Origin of the sequence: Streptomyces sp. NPDC058864, assembly GCF_042742985.1 — a bacterium.
Lineage (GTDB): Bacteria > Actinomycetota > Actinomycetes > Streptomycetales > Streptomycetaceae > Actinacidiphila.
The window spans coordinates 1-17,280 of record NZ_JBHYMQ010000088.1 but is presented as its reverse complement, the minus strand read 5'-3'; the positions used below and the strand labels follow the sequence as shown (position 1 = coordinate 17,280).

The window sequence follows — 17,280 nt, the reverse complement described above, 5'->3', positions numbered from 1 at the left end:
AATGGCCCTACCGCCCCCCGGAACCGGCCCACCGCCCCCCCCCCCGCGCGGGGCCCCCCCCCCCTGCGGGGGCCCCCCCCCGGGGGGGGGGGGGGGGGGCCCGCGACTCCAGGTTGCACAGAGGCCGACCAGATCGCGCGCAATACCACCACCGTCGCCGACGCCCTGCCCAAGCCTGGTCCGAAAATTAACGTCGGAACCCTGGCGGGTAGGTGCGTTCAGGCGGCCTCGATGGGTTCGAAGCGGACGGTCAGGCCGAGGGCGTTGGCCTGTCGGGTGATTCTGCGGGGGACCAGGCGCATGTAGCGGGCGCCGAGGTAGGTGCGGTCGCGGGTGCGCGAGGCGGCCATGGCGGCGGTGCCCGAAGCGGCGCCCAGCCAGCGGTTGCCGTGGCGTCTGCGGCCGGACCTGTGCTTGCCGGCGGATTCGTGGTGGCCGGGGCAGACTCCGGCCCAGGAGGCCAGGTGGCCGGCGGTGCGGAAGCGGGACATGTCGCCGCCGGTCTCGGCGATCAGGACCTCGGCGGTGGCCCGTCCGACACCCGGTATGGTCTCCAGCAGCTCAAGCTGCCGGGCAAAAGGGCGCATCTCCTCCTCGATCCGTGCCGACAGCTCGGTGATCGTGGCTTTGAGGTGGTCGATGCGTTCCAGGTGCAGCCGGCACAAGAAAGCGTGGTGCTCGCCGAAGTTCCCGGTCAGCGCCTCCACGAGTTCGGGGATCTTGGGGCGCATGCGGGCCTTGGCCATCCCGGCCAGGGCGTGCACGTCGCGTTCCCCGTCGATGAGCGCGTTCAGCATGGCCCGGCCGGACACGCCAAGGATGTCGGTGGCCACCGAGGAGAGCTTGATCCCGGCGTCCTCGAGCTCCTTCTCCAGCCGCTGAGCCTCCCGGCTGAGCTCACCGGCGAGCGTGGAGCGGTATCGGGTCAGATCGCGCAGGTGCCGGATCGGCTCCGGCGGCACGAACGAGGCCTTCAGCAGGCCGCACTCGCCCAGCTGGCACAGCCACGCCGCGTCGGCGACGTCGGTCTTGCGCCCGGGCAGGCCCTTGGCATGCGCGGCGTTCACCAAGATCACGTCCAGGCAGTCCTCCAACAGGTAGAACGCCCCGCGCCAGTAGTCGCCCGTGGCCTCCATCACCACCAGGGTGACCTTCTCGGCGACCAGCCAGTCCCGCAGCTCCAGCAGCGCGTTCGTGGTCGTGGCGAAGGTGCGGATCTCCTGTCTGCGACTCCGCCTTCCGCTCGGGCTCGGGGCGCGCACGCAGGCCTTGAGGTCCTTCTTGCCGATGTCCAAAGCGGCGCACCGCTCGTGCAGCACGTCCATGCAACCCTCCCCGACCACAACTGATCACGACCGACGCGCGCCGTCCGGAGAGGCCACAGGGCTGAAGAGTCTGGTCCGCGTGCTGCAGCAACAATTGACGGTCCCTGTCAGCGGCCCCCAACGCAATACTGACTCACGAGCTCACAAGGCATCACAGATTGATCGGCGTCCCGGACGGACACGGGCTCATTTTCCCGCCTCCACGGCGGCCGCGCAGCGGCCTGGGTTACTGATTCGAAAATCCCCCGTCCCGTGTCCGTAGCCGCCGGTCAGGCAGCTCCTTCTGCTTGGAGGGTCACTTGATAACCGAGTTGGTTGAGCTGGCTCACCAGACGTCGGGTCTGCCTGGCCCGGCCGGTGCGTTCGAGGAAGTACTGGCCGCCGAGGTCGGCGTATTCGGTGTCGTGGGTGAACATGTGCCAGACCGCGATCAGGATCGAGTGCTCCAGGGCGACCAGGGCACGCTTTTTGCCGCGGCGGGCGACGATGCGCCGGTAGCGGGCGGCGAGGTAGGTGTCCTTGGTCCGCGCGGCGGAGACGGCGGCCTGGCCGAGGGCCGCTTTGAGCCAGGGGTCGCCGTGCCGGGTCTTGCCGCTGCCGGTCCGGCCGCCGGACTGGTGGTTGCCGGGGCAGACGCCGGCCCACGAGGCCAGGTCTGCCGCGCTGGGGAAACGGCCGATGTCCGCACCGATCTCGGCGAGGATCACCTGCGCCGCGCGGGCCTCGACGCCGGGGATGGTCACGAGCAGCTCGATGCGGCGGCGAAAGGGCTGGAGCATCACCTCGATGTGCTCGCTCAGGCGGGTCTCGGTGGCGGTGCAGGCGTCGATCCGGTCCAGCATCGCCCGTGCCAGGAAGGCGTGGTGGGCGGTGAAGTTCCCGGTCAGCGCCTCGGCCAGGGCTTCGGTCTTGCGTCGCATGCTGCCCTTGGCCAGATCCGCCAGGACGTGCGGGTCGCGTTCACCGGCGATCAGGGACTCCAGCATCGCGCGGCCGGAGACCCCCAGGATGTTGGAGACGGTCGCGGACAGCTTGATCCCGGTGTCCTCCAGCAGTTTTTCCAGCCTCTGGGTCTCCCGGGTGCGTTCGCGGATGATCTCGGTGCGGTAGCGGGTGACGTCGCGCAGCTGCCGGATCGGCTCCGGGGGCACGAAGCTGGGACGGACCAGGCCGTGTTCGACGAGCTTGGCGATCCACTCGGAGTCCTTGACGTCGGTCTTGCGGCCGGGCACCGACTTCATGTGGCGGGCGTTGAGCAGCCAGCACTCCATGTCGTGCTCGAGCAGGTAGAACACCGGCTTCCAGTAGACGCCGGTGGCCTCCATTCCGACCACGGTGATGCCCTCGGCGAGCAGCCAGTCCCGCATCGCCAGCAGGCCGGAGGTCACCGCGGAGAAGGTCCGCACCTCGCTGCGGCGCCGCTTGCCGGTGCTCGGCACGCGGATACAGACCTTCACGTCGACCTTGCTGATGTCGATCCCCGCCACGCGTTCGTGGATCACTTCCATCCCGCCGGCACCCCCTCCAGTCGTCGGCCGCGAGCGCGCGACCGTCCGGCGGGGGTCCGGCAGGCGGAAGAGTCTGATTCACGTGCTCGGAGCAACACATCCGGGTGCCTGTCGGTGGACCCCCAGCGTCCTACTGACCCACGGGCGGCGAACTCCGCATCCGCGAACAGCGCGCCGAGCTCGTCCCGCACCCGCATCGCCAGCGGCAACTCCCCACGCGCCGCCGCGGCTCGCGCGACTCGCGCCGCGAGCTCGGGCACCTCAGGCCATTCCTCCGGCCGCAACGACATGACTCCCACCCCAGCGGCCGGGGAACGACAGGACCGGCCACCACAGTGCCAACAGCGTCCTCACACCCCAGGACACGACATTTGGCCAGCAGGATCCACAGGGTGTAGCCGTCAGGCGACCGGATTACTGACCCCCAACAGCTACGTCCCCTCGCCGACCCGGCAGGCAGCGCCGCGACCCTGCCCCCAAGGGGCAGCTTGTTGCAAGCAAAGGACAGGGTCGCTTTCCCAGCCTGCGCTCCCATCGGAAATTCTGCGAACTGGGCCGCTTGAATGGCAGCCGCATGACTCGTGTGGCCGAGAACGCCCACCCGGTCGCTGGGCACAGATCCGGAGCGCATAATGCTCCCTCCGCTGGCGGGGATGCCAACCCTCGGCTTTGGGCAGCCAGTAGGGCCCCGGCCACCCGGGAGGACGGGGCCCCGTGCAGCGCCTGGTCAGGTCGGGATACGGGCGCATGACTGTCAGACAAGCCATCTAGGTGCTGTTTCTCGGATCTCCTGACGTGATCATGGGTGTGGGTTGACGCTGTTCAGCATGGTTGGCCGTGGAGATCTGACGAATGCGGAGTGGGGGCGGCTGGAGCCGCTCCTGCCTCGTGGTGGTGCGCGTGGCGGTCGGTGGAGCGAGCACCGGAAGGTCATCAACGGGGTGCTGTTCCGGGCCAGGACGGGGGTGCCGTGGCGAGACCTGCCGGAGCGCTTCGGGCCGTGGGAGACGGTCTACAAGCGGCATCGCCGCTGGTCGGCGGACGGTACGTGGGACATGCTGCTGGCGCGCGTGCAGGCGGCCGAGAACGCCGAGGGCAGGATCGACTGGGATGTGTCGGTGGACTCCACGACGGCCCGGGCCCATCAGCATGCCGCCGGCGCCCGCAAGGCCGCTCCACCCGTGATTGCTCCTGAAAAGGGGCCCCACAGCGGGGCAAACCTGGGCGATCCGGCACTGGCGAGCCTGTCCGTCCGCCTGGCGGAGGTGGTCAGGCAGGCGAGTGCTTAGGCCGTTCGCGCGGCGGCTTCACCACGAAGATCCACCTGTCGGCCGACGGCCGGTGCCGTCCGCTGTCGATCGTCCTGACGCCTGGTCAGCACGGCGATAGCCCGCAGTTCCAGGCCGTACTGGAGAAGATCTGCGTGCCGTGCGTAGGGCCCGGCCGGCCCCGCACCCGGCCGGACAGTGTCAGCGCGGACAAGGCCTACAGCTCCCGCAACAATCGCCGCTACCTGCGGCGACGCAAGATTCGGCACAGCATCCCCGAGCCGAAGGACCAGCGGGCCAACCGCCGCAGGCGGGGCTCGGCCGGCGGTCGGCCGACCGGCTTCGACAAACAGCGGTACAAGAAACGCAACGTCGTCGAGCGGGCGATCAACCGCCTCAAGAACTTCCGGGCCGTGGCCACCCGCTACGACAAACGCGCCTACACCTACCTCGGAACCGTCACCGTCGCAGCCCTGGTGATCTGGCTCCGCACATGATCCAAGAAACAGGACCTAGCGCCCGCAGAGCGAGCGGACACGCCGGGCGTCACCCCAACGGCCGCGCGCCAGCGAAGACGCAGCCTCATCCGATCACTCAAGGTTGCGTGGCTGTGTTCACGTCGCCGTGAACACAGCCAGTTTGCGGGACTTCTGGTGGCGCGACGCCGTAGGGTCTCACGGCCGGTAGGCTGAGAGAGCCGCTTCGTGGCAGGGCCGGCAGGCGATTTCCCGGGCCGGTTGCTGGGAGGTGGTCTTCCCCATGGTGGCGAGTCGTTCGATGACCACAGTACCGACGTGGGCGTGCGCCTCGCAGAGGCCGGCCCCGCATTGGTGACACACGGCAATGGCCGTAGTGCGGCGACTGCCTTGAGCACAGTCGAAGCAGTCCATCACGAACCCCTCCTGGGGTGCCGAAGCTGTGGACGTCGGCTGCTCGCTGCCTGTTTATGCGTGCGTGGTATCCGACGGATTGCCCGCTTGCCAGCGTCCTGCGCAGCAAGCGCCCGGTCATTGACGGAAGGCATTCTGGGCGGGGCCGGGCGACGATGTCTCTGAGACGACAGCAGCGAAGGTGCCGATGCCCAGGAGGCACTCGCCTATAACGTCCGCGCCAACACCGAGGAGGCGGCGGACGTGCCCGTCGCGCGGATCGAAGTCGATGTCCTGAACGGTGCCCATCTGCCGGCCGGTCTCGGTGAGCAGTATTTTGCCGAGGGGGTCGGGGAGGTCCGCGAACGACCGGAGGTCGGCGGCATGTTCGGCCGGTGAGACGATCACCGCGTCGGGGCCGAACGACTTGACCTCCTCCCACGCCACGAGTTCGCGGCCGGCCCTGGGCTTCAGTTTCAGGCCCACGACACGGGCGGGGAGCGGTGTGAGCGTGATGCCGGCAACGGAGCCGATGATCTCCGCAGTCTCGGCGTCCACAACCTGCCGACCGCGTGCTGTGGTGAAAAGCATCAGGTGCCCCCTTCCGCCGTGGTCCGCAGGGTCTGCAGGGCGTCGGGGAAGTCCCGCGGTTCGGGGGTGGCGTAGCGGAGTGCGGAGTCCGGGATGATGACCACGTCCCCCGAGGCCGCGGTCGGGCCGGGCAGCGGCAGCAGCATGTGTTTCGACGATGGCCACATCGTCCCGGAGGGAGCAATGTCCAGCCCGGCCACGTGGGCCTGTCGAATGTCACTGACCTCCAGTACCACGTCGACGATCTCGCCGAGGTCCACCCCGTCCTCGGATACCGCCCGGCCGCCCAGCACGTTGCCCCCGGTATCGCCTTGGCCGGCTGTGGCGCCCTGGTCGGTAAGTGCGTCCTCATCCCGGATCATCACCGCGTCCGGGCCGAGGTGGTGCACGTTCTCCCAGGAGAGCGTGGCCTTCAGGGGGCCTGAGAGCAGTCCGCGCCCGCTGAGGGTGAAGCCGTCGATGCTGGCATCTTCCGTTCGGAAGATCGTGTCCTTGATCTGTGCGACGTCCTCCCCGCCGAGCGTCACCACTGGTCGGCCGGACAGAGATCGTGCGCGCATGTAGGTGGCGTTCATGTGCGCCTGCCCTTCTTCCGTTCAGGACTGGCCGGCGCGGCAATCACGCCGCCCGTCCGGCGCCGGGCCTGCACGCCAAGGACCGCGACGGCGAGCAGGATGAGGGCCGCGACGGCGATGATCAGCCATACCCACCAATCCACATCCTCACCTCCCGACGGGGAAGCGAGAAAAGTGCTTCCCCTTCCAGGGTTACGCCGTGGGCCTGACCCGTCCACCGCTCGCACTCGGGTCGCTGCGGCCGGTGTCATGCGCCCCGAATCCGGGCATGCGCCCTACCGTGAGGGGCGGGTGATTACCATGTCTTCACGTAAAGGGCAGGATCGGGCTCTGGCCGCACTCGAGCGGCAGGTGAGTGCCGACGATCCACACTACGCGGCACGAATGAACAAGCTGAATACGCGGCTCGGCCGCAGGCGCCGCCGGTGGCGCCCGGAGGCGATGGCCCTGTTCGTCTGGCTCCTGTCAATACTGGCGCTGATCGTCCTCGCGCTATCCGCACACCAGGCACAGACACCCGACGCACAAGGCGATGCCAGCCCTCCTGCGGCCGCCACTTCCAGGGACCCCACCACACAGCCCAAGGCGCCCCTATAAGGGGTGCCGACAACAGCGGCCGGTAAAGGCCATGCAATTCCGTTCAGGCAGCAAATGATCAGACACGCGGTGACATCATGAAGCACGAGGCAAGGGAAGCACGCGAATTTACGAGCATTGAACGCCGTCTCGCCAGCGAAGACCCCGCCATGGGGCAACGCATCAAGGCTTTGAATCGACAATTCAGCAACAAACCCACAAAGAAGGCTCCTGGCTGGGATTCCGTCGCATTCGTCGTGGTCGGATTTCTTGCCATGACGGCTCTGATTCTATTCTCAATTTTCACTCCTCGAGTCGCCGACCAGGAGCCGACCCAAACGAATGGAACATCGTCCACGCAGCACGTCGCACCCTCAAGCCCAATCTCACCCTAATTAGTACACTCCAGCCGTAGATCGTGATCACGAGTTGAGCGGTCGTGGTAATGACCGTGGGTGCTCATCACTCATTATGGAGAGGGCTTATTGACGTTTTCTCAGCGAAATAATCTTCGCGAAACGATGTGAACGACCCCGTTCGTGAGCAGGTAGGACGAACCCTCCCCGGAGTCGGGCAGACGTGAAGCCCCTGGTAGGACGGTTCTCACCACAAGATCGTCCGCGCAACCAGAGGCTTCACGTTGGTCACCTATGTGGCCATGCTCGACGTCCCGCGCCATGTCGTGGACCAGTTGTCCCGGCTGCTGGCCGGGCACCGCCGCCGGATCGGCACACCGAAAGGCTCGCGGGCACTGGGGCCTTCCGCCCCAGGCGGTGTTGGTGCTGCGCTGGTTCCGCGAACGCGGCTGCGTGCACTGCCTGGCCCGGGATCCGGTGTCTCGCAGGCCACCGGCTACCGGTACCTCCACGAAGGCATCGACATTCTCGCCGACCAGACCCCCGACCTGCACGAGGTCCTGGACCGCTGCAGGCGCGAGGGCATGAGCCACGTGGTCCTGGACGGCACGCTGATCGAGTCCGACCGCGTCGCCGGGGTCCGCGAGAACGGCAACGACCTGTGGTTCAGCCAGAAACACAAGGCGTTCGGCGGGAACGTGCAGTTCCTGTCCGCCCCGGACGGCACCCCACTATGGTCTCCGACGTCGAGCCCCGCTCCACTCCCGACATCACCGCCGCCCGGATCCACGCACTTCCCGCCCTCTACAACCGCCGCCGACGGCCTGCCCACCCTCGCCGACAAGGGCTACATCGACGCCGGCATCGGCATCCACGTCCCTGTCCGACGCCCCAAAGGCCGCTCCGAACGGGCCCTGCACGCGGACACGCAGACCACGAACAGCCTGGTCAGACATCCCATGGCGTAGGGAGGTCAAGCAGCTGTGGCAAGGGCTGCTCCCGCGCGCGGACGGCCCCGGGGGATTCATCCGCCGCGGCGACGTCACCCGGACCGTCCTGAAGGCCAGGCGACGAACAGGCCCTGGAGAGAGGCAGGACCGTCTTGACGGCCTGTGACCCGAGGCGGGCGAGATGCCGGCGGGCTTCGGCGGCCAACAAGTGCCGCCGACGGAACCGGTCCCGCTTCATCACCGCCACGACCCCGGTGACGTACACGGCCGCAGCAGACACCTCCATCACAACGTCGCGCAGATCGGCACGGATGGCCGCCGCGACAGCGCAGGCCCGAGTGGCTTTATCGAGCAGCAGGGACGTCGTTTGGCGATGAGTTTGGGAGGGCCCCGTGCCAGGCGGCCTCTCGTCACGCTGTCGGCCACGGACAGCACCGCGCGTGCAGTGCAGGACACCGTCACCTGCGCTCTCTTCGCGAACAAACCGAACTACAGGGGCAGTAAGGTCACAGCGACCGGCGGCATCAGCTGGTGTACCCCTCACGCACCCACCTCCTGCAACAGCGAGGTCGACCTCCAGGAACGTGCCCGGCCCCGGAGTCTGGCAGACCGCGGCTGCCAGCAACCGGCAGTACAGCTGCCCGCGGCGTTTAGGGTTTCCGGGACAGGCCATACGGCATGCTGCATCCCTGGGGACGAAACAGTATGGGACACGGAGCGCGGAAGCAGCTGGCGGAGCTGCTCGACGACGCACAGCGGCGCGGGGACTTCAGCACCCGTATCGAGATGTCGGCCCGCGCGCTGCGCATCGAGGTCGACGGGGTGGGGGAACTGCCGCTGCCGTTGCGTGCCCCGGTCACCAAGAAACTGATCGCGCAGGCCCGGCAGGCATCCTTCGGCCGCGGCGAGCAGACCCTGTCCGACACCAGCGTCCGCGACACCTGGGAGATCACTCCGGACCGCATCACGCTCGGCGGCACCGACTGGGACCGCACCCTGGACGGCGTCCTCGACGGTGTCCGCACCGCGCTCGGTCTGCCGCCCACCGTCGTCCTACGTGCCGAGCCGCACGCACTGCTTGTCTACGGCAGGGGCCAGTTCTTCCTGCCGCACCAGGACTCCGAGAAGGACGACTCCATGGTGGGCACCCTGGTCGTCTCGCTGCCCTCGCATCACACCGGCGGCGAACTCGTCGTCTCGCACGCCGGCCGCAGCGTCGTCCACCAGGCGTCCCGGGAGAAGCTGACCTTCGCCGCCTTCTACGCGGACTGCCTGCATGAGGTCAAGCCCGTCAAGTCCGGCTACCGCGTCACCCTGACCATGAACCTCCTCGCCGAACGCATCCGCCCGGCTGGCGAGGACGACGGGGACCCGGTCGCCGACCTGGCCCACTGCTTGACCGAACACTTCACCGAGCCGGCCGAAGAGCGCTACGCCTACGGCCGCCAGAAGGCCGCGCCCCCGAACCGCCTCGTGTACCTCCTCGATCACGAGTACACCCAGCGCGGCCTGGACTGGGACCGCCTCAAAGGAGCCGACGCCACCCGCACCGCCCTGCTCCGCCAGGCCGCCGCAGAGACGGACTGCGAAGCGGTCCTCGCGTTGGCCGAGGTGAAGGAGACCTGGGACGCGCATGCGCCGTACGACCGCTACGACTACTACGGCGAGGTCGAGCACTACGACGACTGCGAGGACGAGGAGTGCGAGGGTGAATGTCTCCTGGACCCCGACGGGGAACCCGGTGCCGAGCGCCGCCGCAGCGGCGATTTCTCCAGCTACGAACTGAACGAGCTGATCGACGACGAGATCACGCTAAGCTGGTGGACCCGCCCGGACGGCACCGGCGGCGAGCAGATCAACCTGCCCGTCGCGTACGCCGAGGTGTGCGCCACCACCGAGAACAAGGACCTGACGCCCTACCAGTCCGAGTACGAGGGCTACATGGGCAACTACGGCAACACCCTCGACCGCTGGTACCGGCGGGCCGCCGTGGTCCTGTGGCCCCGGCAGCGCGCGTTCACGGCCCGCGCCGAGGCCGGCTCCGAGGACGCGCTGCGGGAACTTCAGGGCCACCTGGATGCCGGGGACCTCGACCGGGCGCGCACACTCGCCCAGTCGCTCGCCCCGTTCTGGAAGCACCACGGTTCGGGCGAGGCGGCCGCGGCGCTCTTCGCCGCCGCCCTGCCCGTCGCGGTGGGACTGCGGGAAGCGGACACTGCCACGATGCTCCTCGCGCCTTTCGGGGTGGAGACCCTGGGCGAGCGGCACGCCCCGGGTCTCGCGGCAGCGGCCGCGCGGTACGGACGGACGTGGGCCCGCGGGGTCGTCAGCAGCTGGTTCGGCACGGTTGGCGCGTACACCGGGGCCGACCGCGCGACGTGGCTCGAATCGCTGCCCGGCCTGTGCACCGCGCTGCGGGCCACCGACGGCGATGGGGACGCGATGGCCTCGCCGCTGGCCGAGGGTGCCTGGCAAGCAGTCGAGCAGCAGCTCACCGGCTGGCTCGGCATCGGCCGCGAAACGGAGCGCCGCACAGGCATGGAGGGGCTCGGCGCATCACTGGCCCGCGTCCTGCAGGCGGCAGGGCCCGAGACCGCCGACACCATCGCCGCCACGCTGCGCGGCCTGCCGGACACCGCCCTGGAATGCCTGCTCCCCGCCCTGCGCACCGCGGCCCGCCGGCCGACGACCATACGCGACGGCGCACCCGCCGCCCGCGCCTTCCAGACCCTCGCCGACCACTGCGAGGACCGGCTCGCCGCGGCCCTCACCCGCCCCGTACGCGCGGCCGACGACTGGTCCCTCACTCCGGCCGGGACATGCCGGACTGGCTGCGGACTCTGCCCCGACTTGGACGCCTTCCTCACCTCCCGTACCCGCCACGTCATGGAGTGGCCGCTCGCGAAGGACGGACGCCGCCACCTCCACAGCCGCATCGACCAGGCCGGCCTGCCCGTCGCCCACACCACCCGGCGCCAGGGACGCCCCTACGTTCTGGTCCTGACCAAGACGGACGCCGTCTTCACCCGTGAACAGGCGACCCGTACCCGCGCCGAGACCGACCTGGCGTGGCTGCGGGACAAATGGCCCCGGGCGTGCGGCTGAGAGGTGACACATCCGTACCTCTCCCCGACAGCGATGACGAGAAGAGCGAAGGGTGCGGGCAATGCCGTTGCTTGAATGGCTAAACCAGTTTGGGTGCGAGGGTGATGTCCTTCGGTTGGACGCGGCGGGTCGGTTTGAGCCTCCCTGCCCCGCCCCCCTGCCCGTCCGACGCCGCTTACGGCCAGCGCATTCCGATCTCGGAGGGCTGCTGCACCCGCTCCGGCGGCAGCGTGGCGGCCGTGCTGCGCTGGTTGCTGATCCACGATCCCCGTTTGAGGTCTCGTTCCTCCTGGCCGTGGCCGTCGCCGGTGACGATCCGTTCGACGTGTCCTCTGGGTACCTGGAGGTGTCCTTCTCGTTCGTAGTACTGGCGGGCGGCGGTGTAGTTCAGCACCCACTTGTCGGCGTTGTGCGGCGTGGCTTCGGCTGCTCGTCCTGGGCCGCAGGGTCGATCCCGAGGACGTTCTCGCACATCCACTGCTGGGCGCCGGTGAGCCGGTCCCATCCAAGGCGTTGTGCCCCGACCCACCGCCCGGGGTCCTCGCCCTGGTGTACGGCCTGGCCCGGTGCAGTGGGCAGTGTGCCGCCGGTGTCCAGGTGCTGGCGGACGAGGTGGAAGGAGCGCTGCTATTCCACGGGCCAGGCAGGGCACCAGGAGGGGTCGATGTCGTCCAGCGGCTCGCGCCGCTCCGCAGTCAGCGTCCCGGCGCGGGCGTCGGCCCGCGCGTTCTTCAGCCAGATGCCCACCTTGTGGCCCCGGTGGACGGGGTCGAGCGGTGCCAGGAGGTGCCCGTTCTCCTCAGTCCATCCACGCACCGCGGTGAGTCTTTCCTCCCACGCGACGTCACATTCCCTCGATCGCCTCCGCGGGCGGGTATGGATCTCGGCGAAATCGGCCCCGCCGACGGTGCGAATCCGGATCATGGAGACGTGGAGGACTGGCATGTCTGCAACGACCCGGCCGAACTGCGCATCAGGCTCGATATGGCGCTCGAGGAAAACGCCGCGCTGCGCACGGAGAACCTGCGCCTGCGCACCCGGCTGGGAATGCCCACCACCGACGCCCCGCAGGAGTTACCACCGGTCCCCGAGCTTCCCGCACCGACTGTCGTCGAAGATGGGCAGGGCCTGCCGCACGCGGATGCGACTTCCGGCACGGAAGCGAAGATCACACTGTTCCGGGCACTGTTCGTCGGCCGCGAGGACGTCTACGCCACGCGGTGGGTGAGCACGCGCACGGGCCGGACGGGCTGGAGTCACGCCGAGGACAACCCCTTCGCCCAAATACAATAACGACGCCGAGCGTGTGTTCTGGCCGCTGAACGATAAGACGGTCTACAACCACCTCTCCCGTCCCGAGCACGGGAGCCGGGAAGTACACCTTGGGCTGTACCCGCTGCTCGCCGACGACACCTGCCGGCTCCTGGCGGTCGACTTCGACGGCAAGGACGGCAGCGACTGGCGCGGCGACGCAGCCGCCTACGCTTCCGCCTGCCACTACGCCGGTGTCCCCGCCTTGGTGGAGATCTCCCGCTCCGGGGCCGGCACCCACGTGTGGACCTTCTTCACCGCCCCCGTCGCCGCAGCCACCGCGCGCACGCTGGGGATGGCACTGCTGCGCCAAGCAATCGACGCTCGTGGGCAGATGACGCTGTCCAGCTACGACCGGCTCTTCCCCGCCCAAGACCTGCTGCCCACGAACGCCAAGGGCAACGCTCGGTTCGGCAACCTGATCGCGCTGCCACTGCAGGGAATCTCACGGCTGAAGGGCACCACGGTCTTCGTCGACCCGCAGACCTGGGAGCCGTACCCGGACCAGTTCGCACACCTGTCGCAGGTTGAGCGGCTCTCCCCAGCGCAGGTCGAGGCGCTCGTCGACAAGCTCGGCGAGGTCAAGGCGGGCCCGTCCGCGACCGCTCCGGTCCTGCCGCCCAAACCCCGACGGCGGGCCCTGGGCAAGGCCCCGGAACTCGTCGAGGCGCGGATGTCGGCGATGCTCGCGATCTCCACCAAGGGGCTGCCGGCGGCGTTGCTCGCCGCGCTCAAGCACACTGCGTCGTTCCACAACCCGGAGTTCTACCGCCGCCAGAGCCAGCGATACTCCACCTGGGACACCCCTCGCCTGGTCTGCTCCTTCGACGCCACCGACCCGGACTGGCTGAAGCTGCCGCGCGGTCTTCGTGACGAGGCCACCCAGCTCATCGCCGCAGCCGGCGGCACACTCACGATCAGCAACGAGCTCCCGGACGTCACACCGATCAGTTCGGCGAGCTTCTCGACCCGGCGGGTGGAGACCCCGAGGAGGTAGGCGGTGGCGACCACCGAGATCAGGGCTTGTTCGGCTGCGGCGCCGTTCGAGGAGCCAGTGCGGGAAGTAGCTGCCGCTGCGGAGCTTGGGAATAGCCAGCTCGACGGTGCCGGCCCTGGTATCCCACTCGCGCGGGCGATATCCGTTGCGGTGGTTGACGCGCTCACCGCTGACTTGCCCGTATTCGGCGTTGCAGAGCGCATCGGCCTCCGCGGACATGAGCGCGTCGGCGAACGTTTTGACCATCGCGCGCAGCAGATCGGGACTCGCCGCGGCAACGTTCTCTTCGGCGAGGGCGTGCAGGGGCAGACTGTCAGGTGCGGTCATCGTGCTGATCTCCTTCGAGGCTTCGACACTTCGAAGATCAGCCGGTGGCCGTTTGTCTATGCGGGCGCCAACCCGGACGCCGGAGCAAACCCCCGCATCAGGTCCAACCCGTTACACCACTTCCAAGGACGCAACCGGCCCCCGCTCAGGAGGTGTGTCCTACATGCTCAATGTGCAGCGTGCTGTTCTGGGCGTCGACGCGGTACAGGATCCTCCACGGGCCGCTGTGCAGACGCCGGTGGCTGCTTCCCCACGCGCGAGAGCCTTCGGGGGCCGGATCATCCGCCAGCCGGTCCGTGGCATGCAGCAGTGCGTCCACGCCGGTGGGGTCGGCCTTCAGATGGCCGGCTGCCTCGTTGAGCGCTGTGGGCTCCCACGTGACGCTCCAGCTCACTCTCCGCTCCGGCCTGCCGCGTCGAGGAGTGCGAGACGCGCCTCGGTATGGGGGACGGGAGCTGGGGTGATCCCCAGGGCCCTATCGCGCTCCAGGCGCGCAACGGCCAGGGCGTCTTCGAGGTCTTCCAGCTCCGCCGGGGAGATCAGGACGGCGGCGGGTGTCCCCCGGTCGGTGAGGGTGATGTGCTCGTGCTGGGCGGCACGACGCGCGAGGTCACCTAGACAGGCGCGGGCTTCAGCGATCGGATATGTACTTGACATGAATCTAGAGTACACCTACATAGCACTTGGCGGTAGATCGCCGGAGCCTTGAATGAGAAGGGATCGCGGAGAAAACACAGCAGTCCGGAAAAACGGCTTCAAGGCCATCAATGACCAATGACACCTACGGACACACCGCCGGCGGCCAGGTCGTCATCGCCCTTGCCCACCGCCTCCGGCAGTGGGCCACCGACCACCGCGGCGTGGCAGCACGCCCGGGAGGCGACGAATTCGCCGCCCTCGCCCATCTCCCCGCCACGCGGCCGACCGCGAGCTGGTGGCCCTGCGGGCGCACATGAACCGTCCCGTCCCGCACCAGGACCTGCTGCTGCCGTTCACGGTGTCGATCGGCGCCGCCCACACCACCGACCTGCCCAACCACGACTACAGCGCTCTCCTGCACGCCGCCGACGTCGCCATGTACCAGGTGAGACCGGTGCCGAGGCATTCCCGCACCTGGCCACCGCCCAGGACAGTCCCCGAACTCGTTGCGAACGGGCCCTCGCAGGTCTTCACCTGGGACATCACCCGACTGCCCGGCCCGGCCAAGGGCATCTGGTACCACGCCTACGTGATCATCGACATCTTCAGCCGCTACATCGTCGGGCACACCGTCGAACTCGCCGAAACGGCCGAGCGGGCCGAGGAGTTGATCCGCGACGCCATCGAGCGCAACGGCATCGTGCCCGAGACGGTGCACGCGGACCCCGCGGCACCTCCATGACCAGTAAAAAGGTCTCCCAGCTACTGATCGATCTTGGTATCACCAAGAGCCACTCGCGCCCCAGGGTGAGCAACGACAACCCTTACAGCGAAAGCCAGTTCAGGACCACGAAGTACGCCGCCGACTACCCGGAACGGTTCGATTCACTGGCCCACGCCCGGGAGTGGATGGACGCTTGGCTGGGTGTCTTCCCGACGGTAGTGGGCGGTCTGGGCTCTGGCTTGGTGGCGTCGGCGCCACTGTGACCAGCGAAGTCGGTGTGCCATGTCATGCATGGCATGGGTGACGAGCGTGGTGAACAGGTGCTGGATCTCGTTGCGGGTCAGCGGGATCAGTCCGCTGGTTGTCTGGTGCTGGTCGCGTTCGAGTGCGGTGACCGCGGCGAGGAAGGCGTGGGCGAGCATCGCGAGGGTGACCCTGCGGTGCCAGGACGTGACGTCCAGCGTCTGACCTGGTGTTCGTCCAGTCCGGCCAGCCCCTTCGACGATTGGAATGTCTCCTCCACCGTCCACCGGCGTCCCGCGTTCTTCACCAGGGTCTGCAGGGTGGTCGGGGTGGTTGAGTAGCAGCGGTAGTAGGCGAGTTCGCCGGTGCGGCGGTTGCGGCGGACGAGGAGGTGCCGGTGCCCGGGACGCTCATCGGCGATGGTGGCCAGGGCCCAGTCGTAGTAACGATGGCCCTTGGCTCCGGCCCCTGCGGACAGTTTTTGCCAGGCCCGCTTCGGGATCCGTTTGACCAGGGTGTCAGCGCGGATCTTCCCGGCCGGGGTGGTGATGTGGTGTCGGCAGGAGACGGCGAGGACGTAGTTCTGCCCGTGTTCCTCCAGGGTGTCCCGCAGGCGGGTGTTGCCGCCGTATGCCTCGTCCGCGGTGACCCAGCCCGCGGGGATCCCGGCGTCCAGGGCCCGTTCGATCATCCGGGCGGCGAGCTGGGGTTTCGTCGCGAAGGTGTGGGTGTCGGGGATGCCGGCCGCGTGGCAGCGGTCCAGGAGCGGAGCACGTAGAGCTCGCGGTCGATCGCGGTGTGCCCGCGTGGGGTGGAGTAGGCGAGGTAGACGGCGACCTGGCTGTTCTCGATGCGCCCGGCGGTGCCGGTGTGCTGGCGTTGGACACCGACGGTGTGGGTGCCCTTCTTCAGGTCGCCGGTCTCGTCAACCACGAGGACTACGTCGTCGGTGCCGAGGTGGTCGACGACGAAGCCGCGCAGGTCGTCACGGACGGCGTCGGCGTCCCACTTCGCCCGCGCGAGCAAGTGCTGGTAGCCACCTGATCCCGCCCGGCACCAGACCCATCGCGGCAAGGCCCCGGCCGGTCCACCGCCCCGCCGACACCCCCGCACTCCCCGGTCACGACATGGCGCAGGTAGTACCGGTACATCTGACCCGCACCGATCAACGCGATTTCCATCACCGCGCCAGCCCACAACAACCAAGCCGGGAGCAAGGCGACTGCGGCGAGGACCTCCCACACGACGGGACACCACAGCCAAAGCGTTTGGAGGCGTCCCGCCGTGCGGTCAGCCACGAGAGAGGAGCGGAACACACCGGCCGGCCGGCGTCACCGCTCTCCGGCAGGACAGGCGCCGAGTGCCTGCCCGGCCGGCGCCGTCAACGCGGCATCGGGCCGCCGCCGACCAGGCAGGCCACCCCCAGGCTACGGGCCGGTCAGCCAGGATTGTCCACTGCAGCCACACGCGGCAGATGCCGCGCAAACCGCTGATACGCCGCCTGCCGCGACGAACCCCACCACATCTCCGACCTCCACCCACGTCGCACCCTGGCCCCGCGCAGCCACTCCCGCCGCCGGCGCCTGTTGCCCGATCAGCACCTCCACCCGGCCCACCGCGTCCAGCGCCGCCAACGGATCAGCCAGCAGCACCCCCAGGCGCTCCACCGTGCGGTCCAGCTCCTCCCGCCCACCACCAGCCATGTCAAGGCCCCTTGATGAGATAATCGGCCGCTCGCCCCGGCGCCCCCACCCCAAGTCACGTCAAGGCCCCTTGACGCGGCCGTCGGCACCACGCACCCTGTCAGCCACTCCCCCACCCGTGCGCAACCGCGCCCCGCCACTCCACCCAGCGCGGGTCGTCCACCACCAGATCCGGCTCCCTCACCCCCGCCGAACGCAGAATCAGCAGCAGGT

Annotated in this window: 18 protein-coding genes and 3 pseudogenes; 10 read left to right on the top strand and 11 right to left on the bottom strand. The window is 68.7% G+C overall.

Translation table 11 applies throughout. The annotated features are described in order from the left end of the window. Positions 1-218 precede the first annotated feature (218 nt). On the bottom strand, positions 219-1,325 hold the full coding sequence (locus tag ACFW3D_RS37655) for an IS110 family RNA-guided transposase (protein WP_500512378.1): 1,107 nt from the start codon (positions 1,323-1,325) through the stop codon (positions 219-221). Positions 1,326-1,594: 269 nt separating this feature from the next. Further along, the gene (locus ACFW3D_RS37650; RefSeq protein WP_500512376.1) at positions 1,595-2,833 is read right to left on the bottom strand and encodes an IS110 family RNA-guided transposase; all 1,239 of its coding nucleotides are present in this window, start codon (positions 2,831-2,833) and stop codon (positions 1,595-1,597) included. An 827-nt stretch (positions 2,834-3,660) separates the two neighbouring features. Here ACFW3D_RS37650 and ACFW3D_RS37645 point away from each other — a divergent pair. Beyond that, positions 3,661-4,598 (top strand): annotated as a pseudogene (locus ACFW3D_RS37645) (IS5 family transposase). A gap of 177 nt (positions 4,599-4,775) precedes the next feature. On the opposite strand, the gene ACFW3D_RS37640 reads toward ACFW3D_RS37645, so the two are convergent. The 3 genes from ACFW3D_RS37640 to ACFW3D_RS37630 form a co-directional block, all read right to left on the bottom strand. Continuing rightward, on the bottom strand, positions 4,776-4,991 hold the full coding sequence (locus tag ACFW3D_RS37640) for a DUF2180 family protein (RefSeq protein WP_500512374.1): 216 nt from the start codon (positions 4,989-4,991) through the stop codon (positions 4,776-4,778). A 117-nt stretch (positions 4,992-5,108) separates the two neighbouring features. Next, on the bottom strand, positions 5,109-5,561 hold the full coding sequence (locus ACFW3D_RS37635; RefSeq protein WP_500512372.1) for a PRC-barrel domain-containing protein: 453 nt from the start codon (positions 5,559-5,561) through the stop codon (positions 5,109-5,111). Beyond that, positions 5,561-6,136: a PRC-barrel domain-containing protein gene (locus tag ACFW3D_RS37630; protein WP_500512370.1), complete on the bottom strand. Its 576-nt coding sequence runs from the start codon at positions 6,134-6,136 to the stop codon at positions 5,561-5,563. Before ACFW3D_RS37630 ends, ACFW3D_RS37635 begins: the two co-directional genes overlap by 1 nt. Positions 6,137-6,235: 99 nt before the next feature. On the opposite strand from ACFW3D_RS37630, the gene ACFW3D_RS37625 reads away from it, so the two are divergent. From ACFW3D_RS37625 to ACFW3D_RS37610, 4 genes are all read left to right on the top strand, one after another. Further along, on the top strand, positions 6,236-6,733 hold the full coding sequence (locus ACFW3D_RS37625; RefSeq protein ID WP_500512412.1) for a DUF3040 domain-containing protein: 498 nt from the start codon (positions 6,236-6,238) through the stop codon (positions 6,731-6,733). Between the two features lie 77 nt (positions 6,734-6,810). Continuing rightward, positions 6,811-7,107 (top strand): DUF3040 domain-containing protein, encoded by a 297-nt coding sequence (locus ACFW3D_RS37620; RefSeq protein ID WP_500512368.1) that lies wholly within the window; start codon positions 6,811-6,813, stop codon positions 7,105-7,107. Between the two features lie 257 nt (positions 7,108-7,364). Beyond that, complete coding sequence (locus tag ACFW3D_RS37615; RefSeq protein WP_500512366.1) at positions 7,365-8,036, top strand: transposase family protein; 672 nt, start codon at positions 7,365-7,367, stop codon at positions 8,034-8,036. Between the two features lie 687 nt (positions 8,037-8,723). Then, the gene (locus ACFW3D_RS37610) at positions 8,724-11,123 is read left to right on the top strand and encodes a 2OG-Fe(II) oxygenase (protein WP_500512364.1); all 2,400 of its coding nucleotides are present in this window, start codon (positions 8,724-8,726) and stop codon (positions 11,121-11,123) included. Between the two features lie 175 nt (positions 11,124-11,298). Here ACFW3D_RS37610 and ACFW3D_RS37605 read toward each other — a convergent pair whose 3' ends face one another. Together ACFW3D_RS37605 and ACFW3D_RS37600 are read right to left on the bottom strand one after the other, a co-directional pair. Further along, a complete protein-coding gene (locus tag ACFW3D_RS37605) occupies positions 11,299-11,517 on the bottom strand; it encodes a helicase associated domain-containing protein (protein ID WP_500512362.1) in 219 nt (72 codons plus the stop codon). 233 nt (positions 11,518-11,750) lie between these two features. After that, on the bottom strand, positions 11,751-11,939 hold the full coding sequence (locus ACFW3D_RS37600) for a helicase associated domain-containing protein (RefSeq protein ID WP_500512360.1): 189 nt from the start codon (positions 11,937-11,939) through the stop codon (positions 11,751-11,753). A 60-nt stretch (positions 11,940-11,999) separates the two neighbouring features. Between ACFW3D_RS37600 and ACFW3D_RS37595 the strand changes: the two genes are divergently transcribed. Further along, positions 12,000-12,416, top strand: coding sequence for a TOTE conflict system archaeo-eukaryotic primase domain-containing protein (locus ACFW3D_RS37595; RefSeq protein ID WP_500512358.1), 417 nt, complete (start codon positions 12,000-12,002; stop codon positions 12,414-12,416). 13 nt (positions 12,417-12,429) lie between these two features. Next, positions 12,430-13,431, top strand: a complete 1,002-nt coding sequence (locus ACFW3D_RS37590; RefSeq protein WP_500512356.1) for a TOTE conflict system archaeo-eukaryotic primase domain-containing protein — start codon at positions 12,430-12,432, stop codon at positions 13,429-13,431. On the opposite strand, the pseudogene ACFW3D_RS37585 reads toward ACFW3D_RS37590, so the two are convergent. The 3 genes and pseudogenes from ACFW3D_RS37585 to ACFW3D_RS37575 all read right to left on the bottom strand — a co-directional run. Continuing rightward, a pseudogene (locus tag ACFW3D_RS37585) lies at positions 13,368-13,758 on the bottom strand (transposase); the annotation flags it as partial. The gene ACFW3D_RS37590 and the pseudogene ACFW3D_RS37585 sit on opposite strands and share 64 nt — an antisense overlap. 145 nt (positions 13,759-13,903) lie before the next feature. After that, positions 13,904-14,152 (bottom strand): type II toxin-antitoxin system RelE family toxin, encoded by a 249-nt coding sequence (locus tag ACFW3D_RS37580; RefSeq protein ID WP_500512354.1) that lies wholly within the window; start codon positions 14,150-14,152, stop codon positions 13,904-13,906. Further along, entirely contained in the window at positions 14,149-14,415 is a 267-nt protein-coding gene (locus ACFW3D_RS37575) for a type II toxin-antitoxin system Phd/YefM family antitoxin (protein ID WP_500512352.1), read from the bottom strand. Before ACFW3D_RS37575 ends, ACFW3D_RS37580 begins: the two co-directional genes overlap by 4 nt. Positions 14,416-14,525: 110 nt before the next feature. Between ACFW3D_RS37575 and ACFW3D_RS37570 the strand changes: the two genes are divergently transcribed. From ACFW3D_RS37570 to ACFW3D_RS37560, 3 genes are read left to right on the top strand one after another with little or no spacing between them, the layout of a single operon-like run. Beyond that, on the top strand, positions 14,526-14,714 hold the full coding sequence (locus ACFW3D_RS37570) for a diguanylate cyclase domain-containing protein (RefSeq protein ID WP_500512350.1): 189 nt from the start codon (positions 14,526-14,528) through the stop codon (positions 14,712-14,714). After that, entirely contained in the window at positions 14,711-15,139 is a 429-nt protein-coding gene (locus ACFW3D_RS37565) for a DDE-type integrase/transposase/recombinase (protein WP_500512348.1), read from the top strand. The genes ACFW3D_RS37570 and ACFW3D_RS37565 overlap by 4 nt, the downstream gene beginning before the upstream one ends. After that, positions 15,136-15,384, top strand: coding sequence for an integrase core domain-containing protein (locus ACFW3D_RS37560; RefSeq protein ID WP_500512346.1), 249 nt, complete (start codon positions 15,136-15,138; stop codon positions 15,382-15,384). The genes ACFW3D_RS37565 and ACFW3D_RS37560 overlap by 4 nt, the downstream gene beginning before the upstream one ends. Positions 15,385-15,470: 86 nt before the next feature. Here the strand turns inward: ACFW3D_RS37560 and ACFW3D_RS37555 are convergent. After that, positions 15,471-16,477 (bottom strand): annotated as a pseudogene (locus ACFW3D_RS37555) (IS701 family transposase). Between the last annotated feature and the right edge of the window lie 803 nt (positions 16,478-17,280).

Excerpts from the sequence above, each read along its gene's own strand:
- ACFW3D_RS37655 (WP_500512378.1), bottom strand. The coding sequence starts at position 1,325 with ATGGACGTGCTGCACGAGCGGTGCGCCGCTTTGGACATCGGCAAGAAG.
- ACFW3D_RS37650 (WP_500512376.1), bottom strand. The coding sequence starts at position 2,833 with ATGGAAGTGATCCACGAACGCGTGGCGGGGATCGACATCAGCAAGGTC.
- ACFW3D_RS37640 (WP_500512374.1), bottom strand. The coding sequence starts at position 4,991 with ATGGACTGCTTCGACTGTGCTCAAGGCAGTCGCCGCACTACGGCCATT.
- ACFW3D_RS37635 (WP_500512372.1), bottom strand. The coding sequence starts at position 5,561 with ATGCTTTTCACCACAGCACGCGGTCGGCAGGTTGTGGACGCCGAGACT.
- ACFW3D_RS37630 (WP_500512370.1), bottom strand. The coding sequence starts at position 6,136 with ATGAACGCCACCTACATGCGCGCACGATCTCTGTCCGGCCGACCAGTG.
- ACFW3D_RS37625 (WP_500512412.1), top strand. The coding sequence starts at position 6,236 with ATGAGGGCCGCGACGGCGATGATCAGCCATACCCACCAATCCACATCC.
- ACFW3D_RS37620 (WP_500512368.1), top strand. The coding sequence starts at position 6,811 with ATGAAGCACGAGGCAAGGGAAGCACGCGAATTTACGAGCATTGAACGC.
- ACFW3D_RS37610 (WP_500512364.1), top strand. The coding sequence starts at position 8,724 with ATGGGACACGGAGCGCGGAAGCAGCTGGCGGAGCTGCTCGACGACGCA.
- ACFW3D_RS37595 (WP_500512358.1), top strand. The coding sequence starts at position 12,000 with ATGGATCTCGGCGAAATCGGCCCCGCCGACGGTGCGAATCCGGATCAT.
- ACFW3D_RS37575 (WP_500512352.1), bottom strand. The coding sequence starts at position 14,415 with ATGTCAAGTACATATCCGATCGCTGAAGCCCGCGCCTGTCTAGGTGAC.
- ACFW3D_RS37570 (WP_500512350.1), top strand. The coding sequence starts at position 14,526 with ATGACCAATGACACCTACGGACACACCGCCGGCGGCCAGGTCGTCATC.
- ACFW3D_RS37565 (WP_500512348.1), top strand. The coding sequence starts at position 14,711 with ATGAACCGTCCCGTCCCGCACCAGGACCTGCTGCTGCCGTTCACGGTG.
- ACFW3D_RS37560 (WP_500512346.1), top strand. The coding sequence starts at position 15,136 with ATGACCAGTAAAAAGGTCTCCCAGCTACTGATCGATCTTGGTATCACC.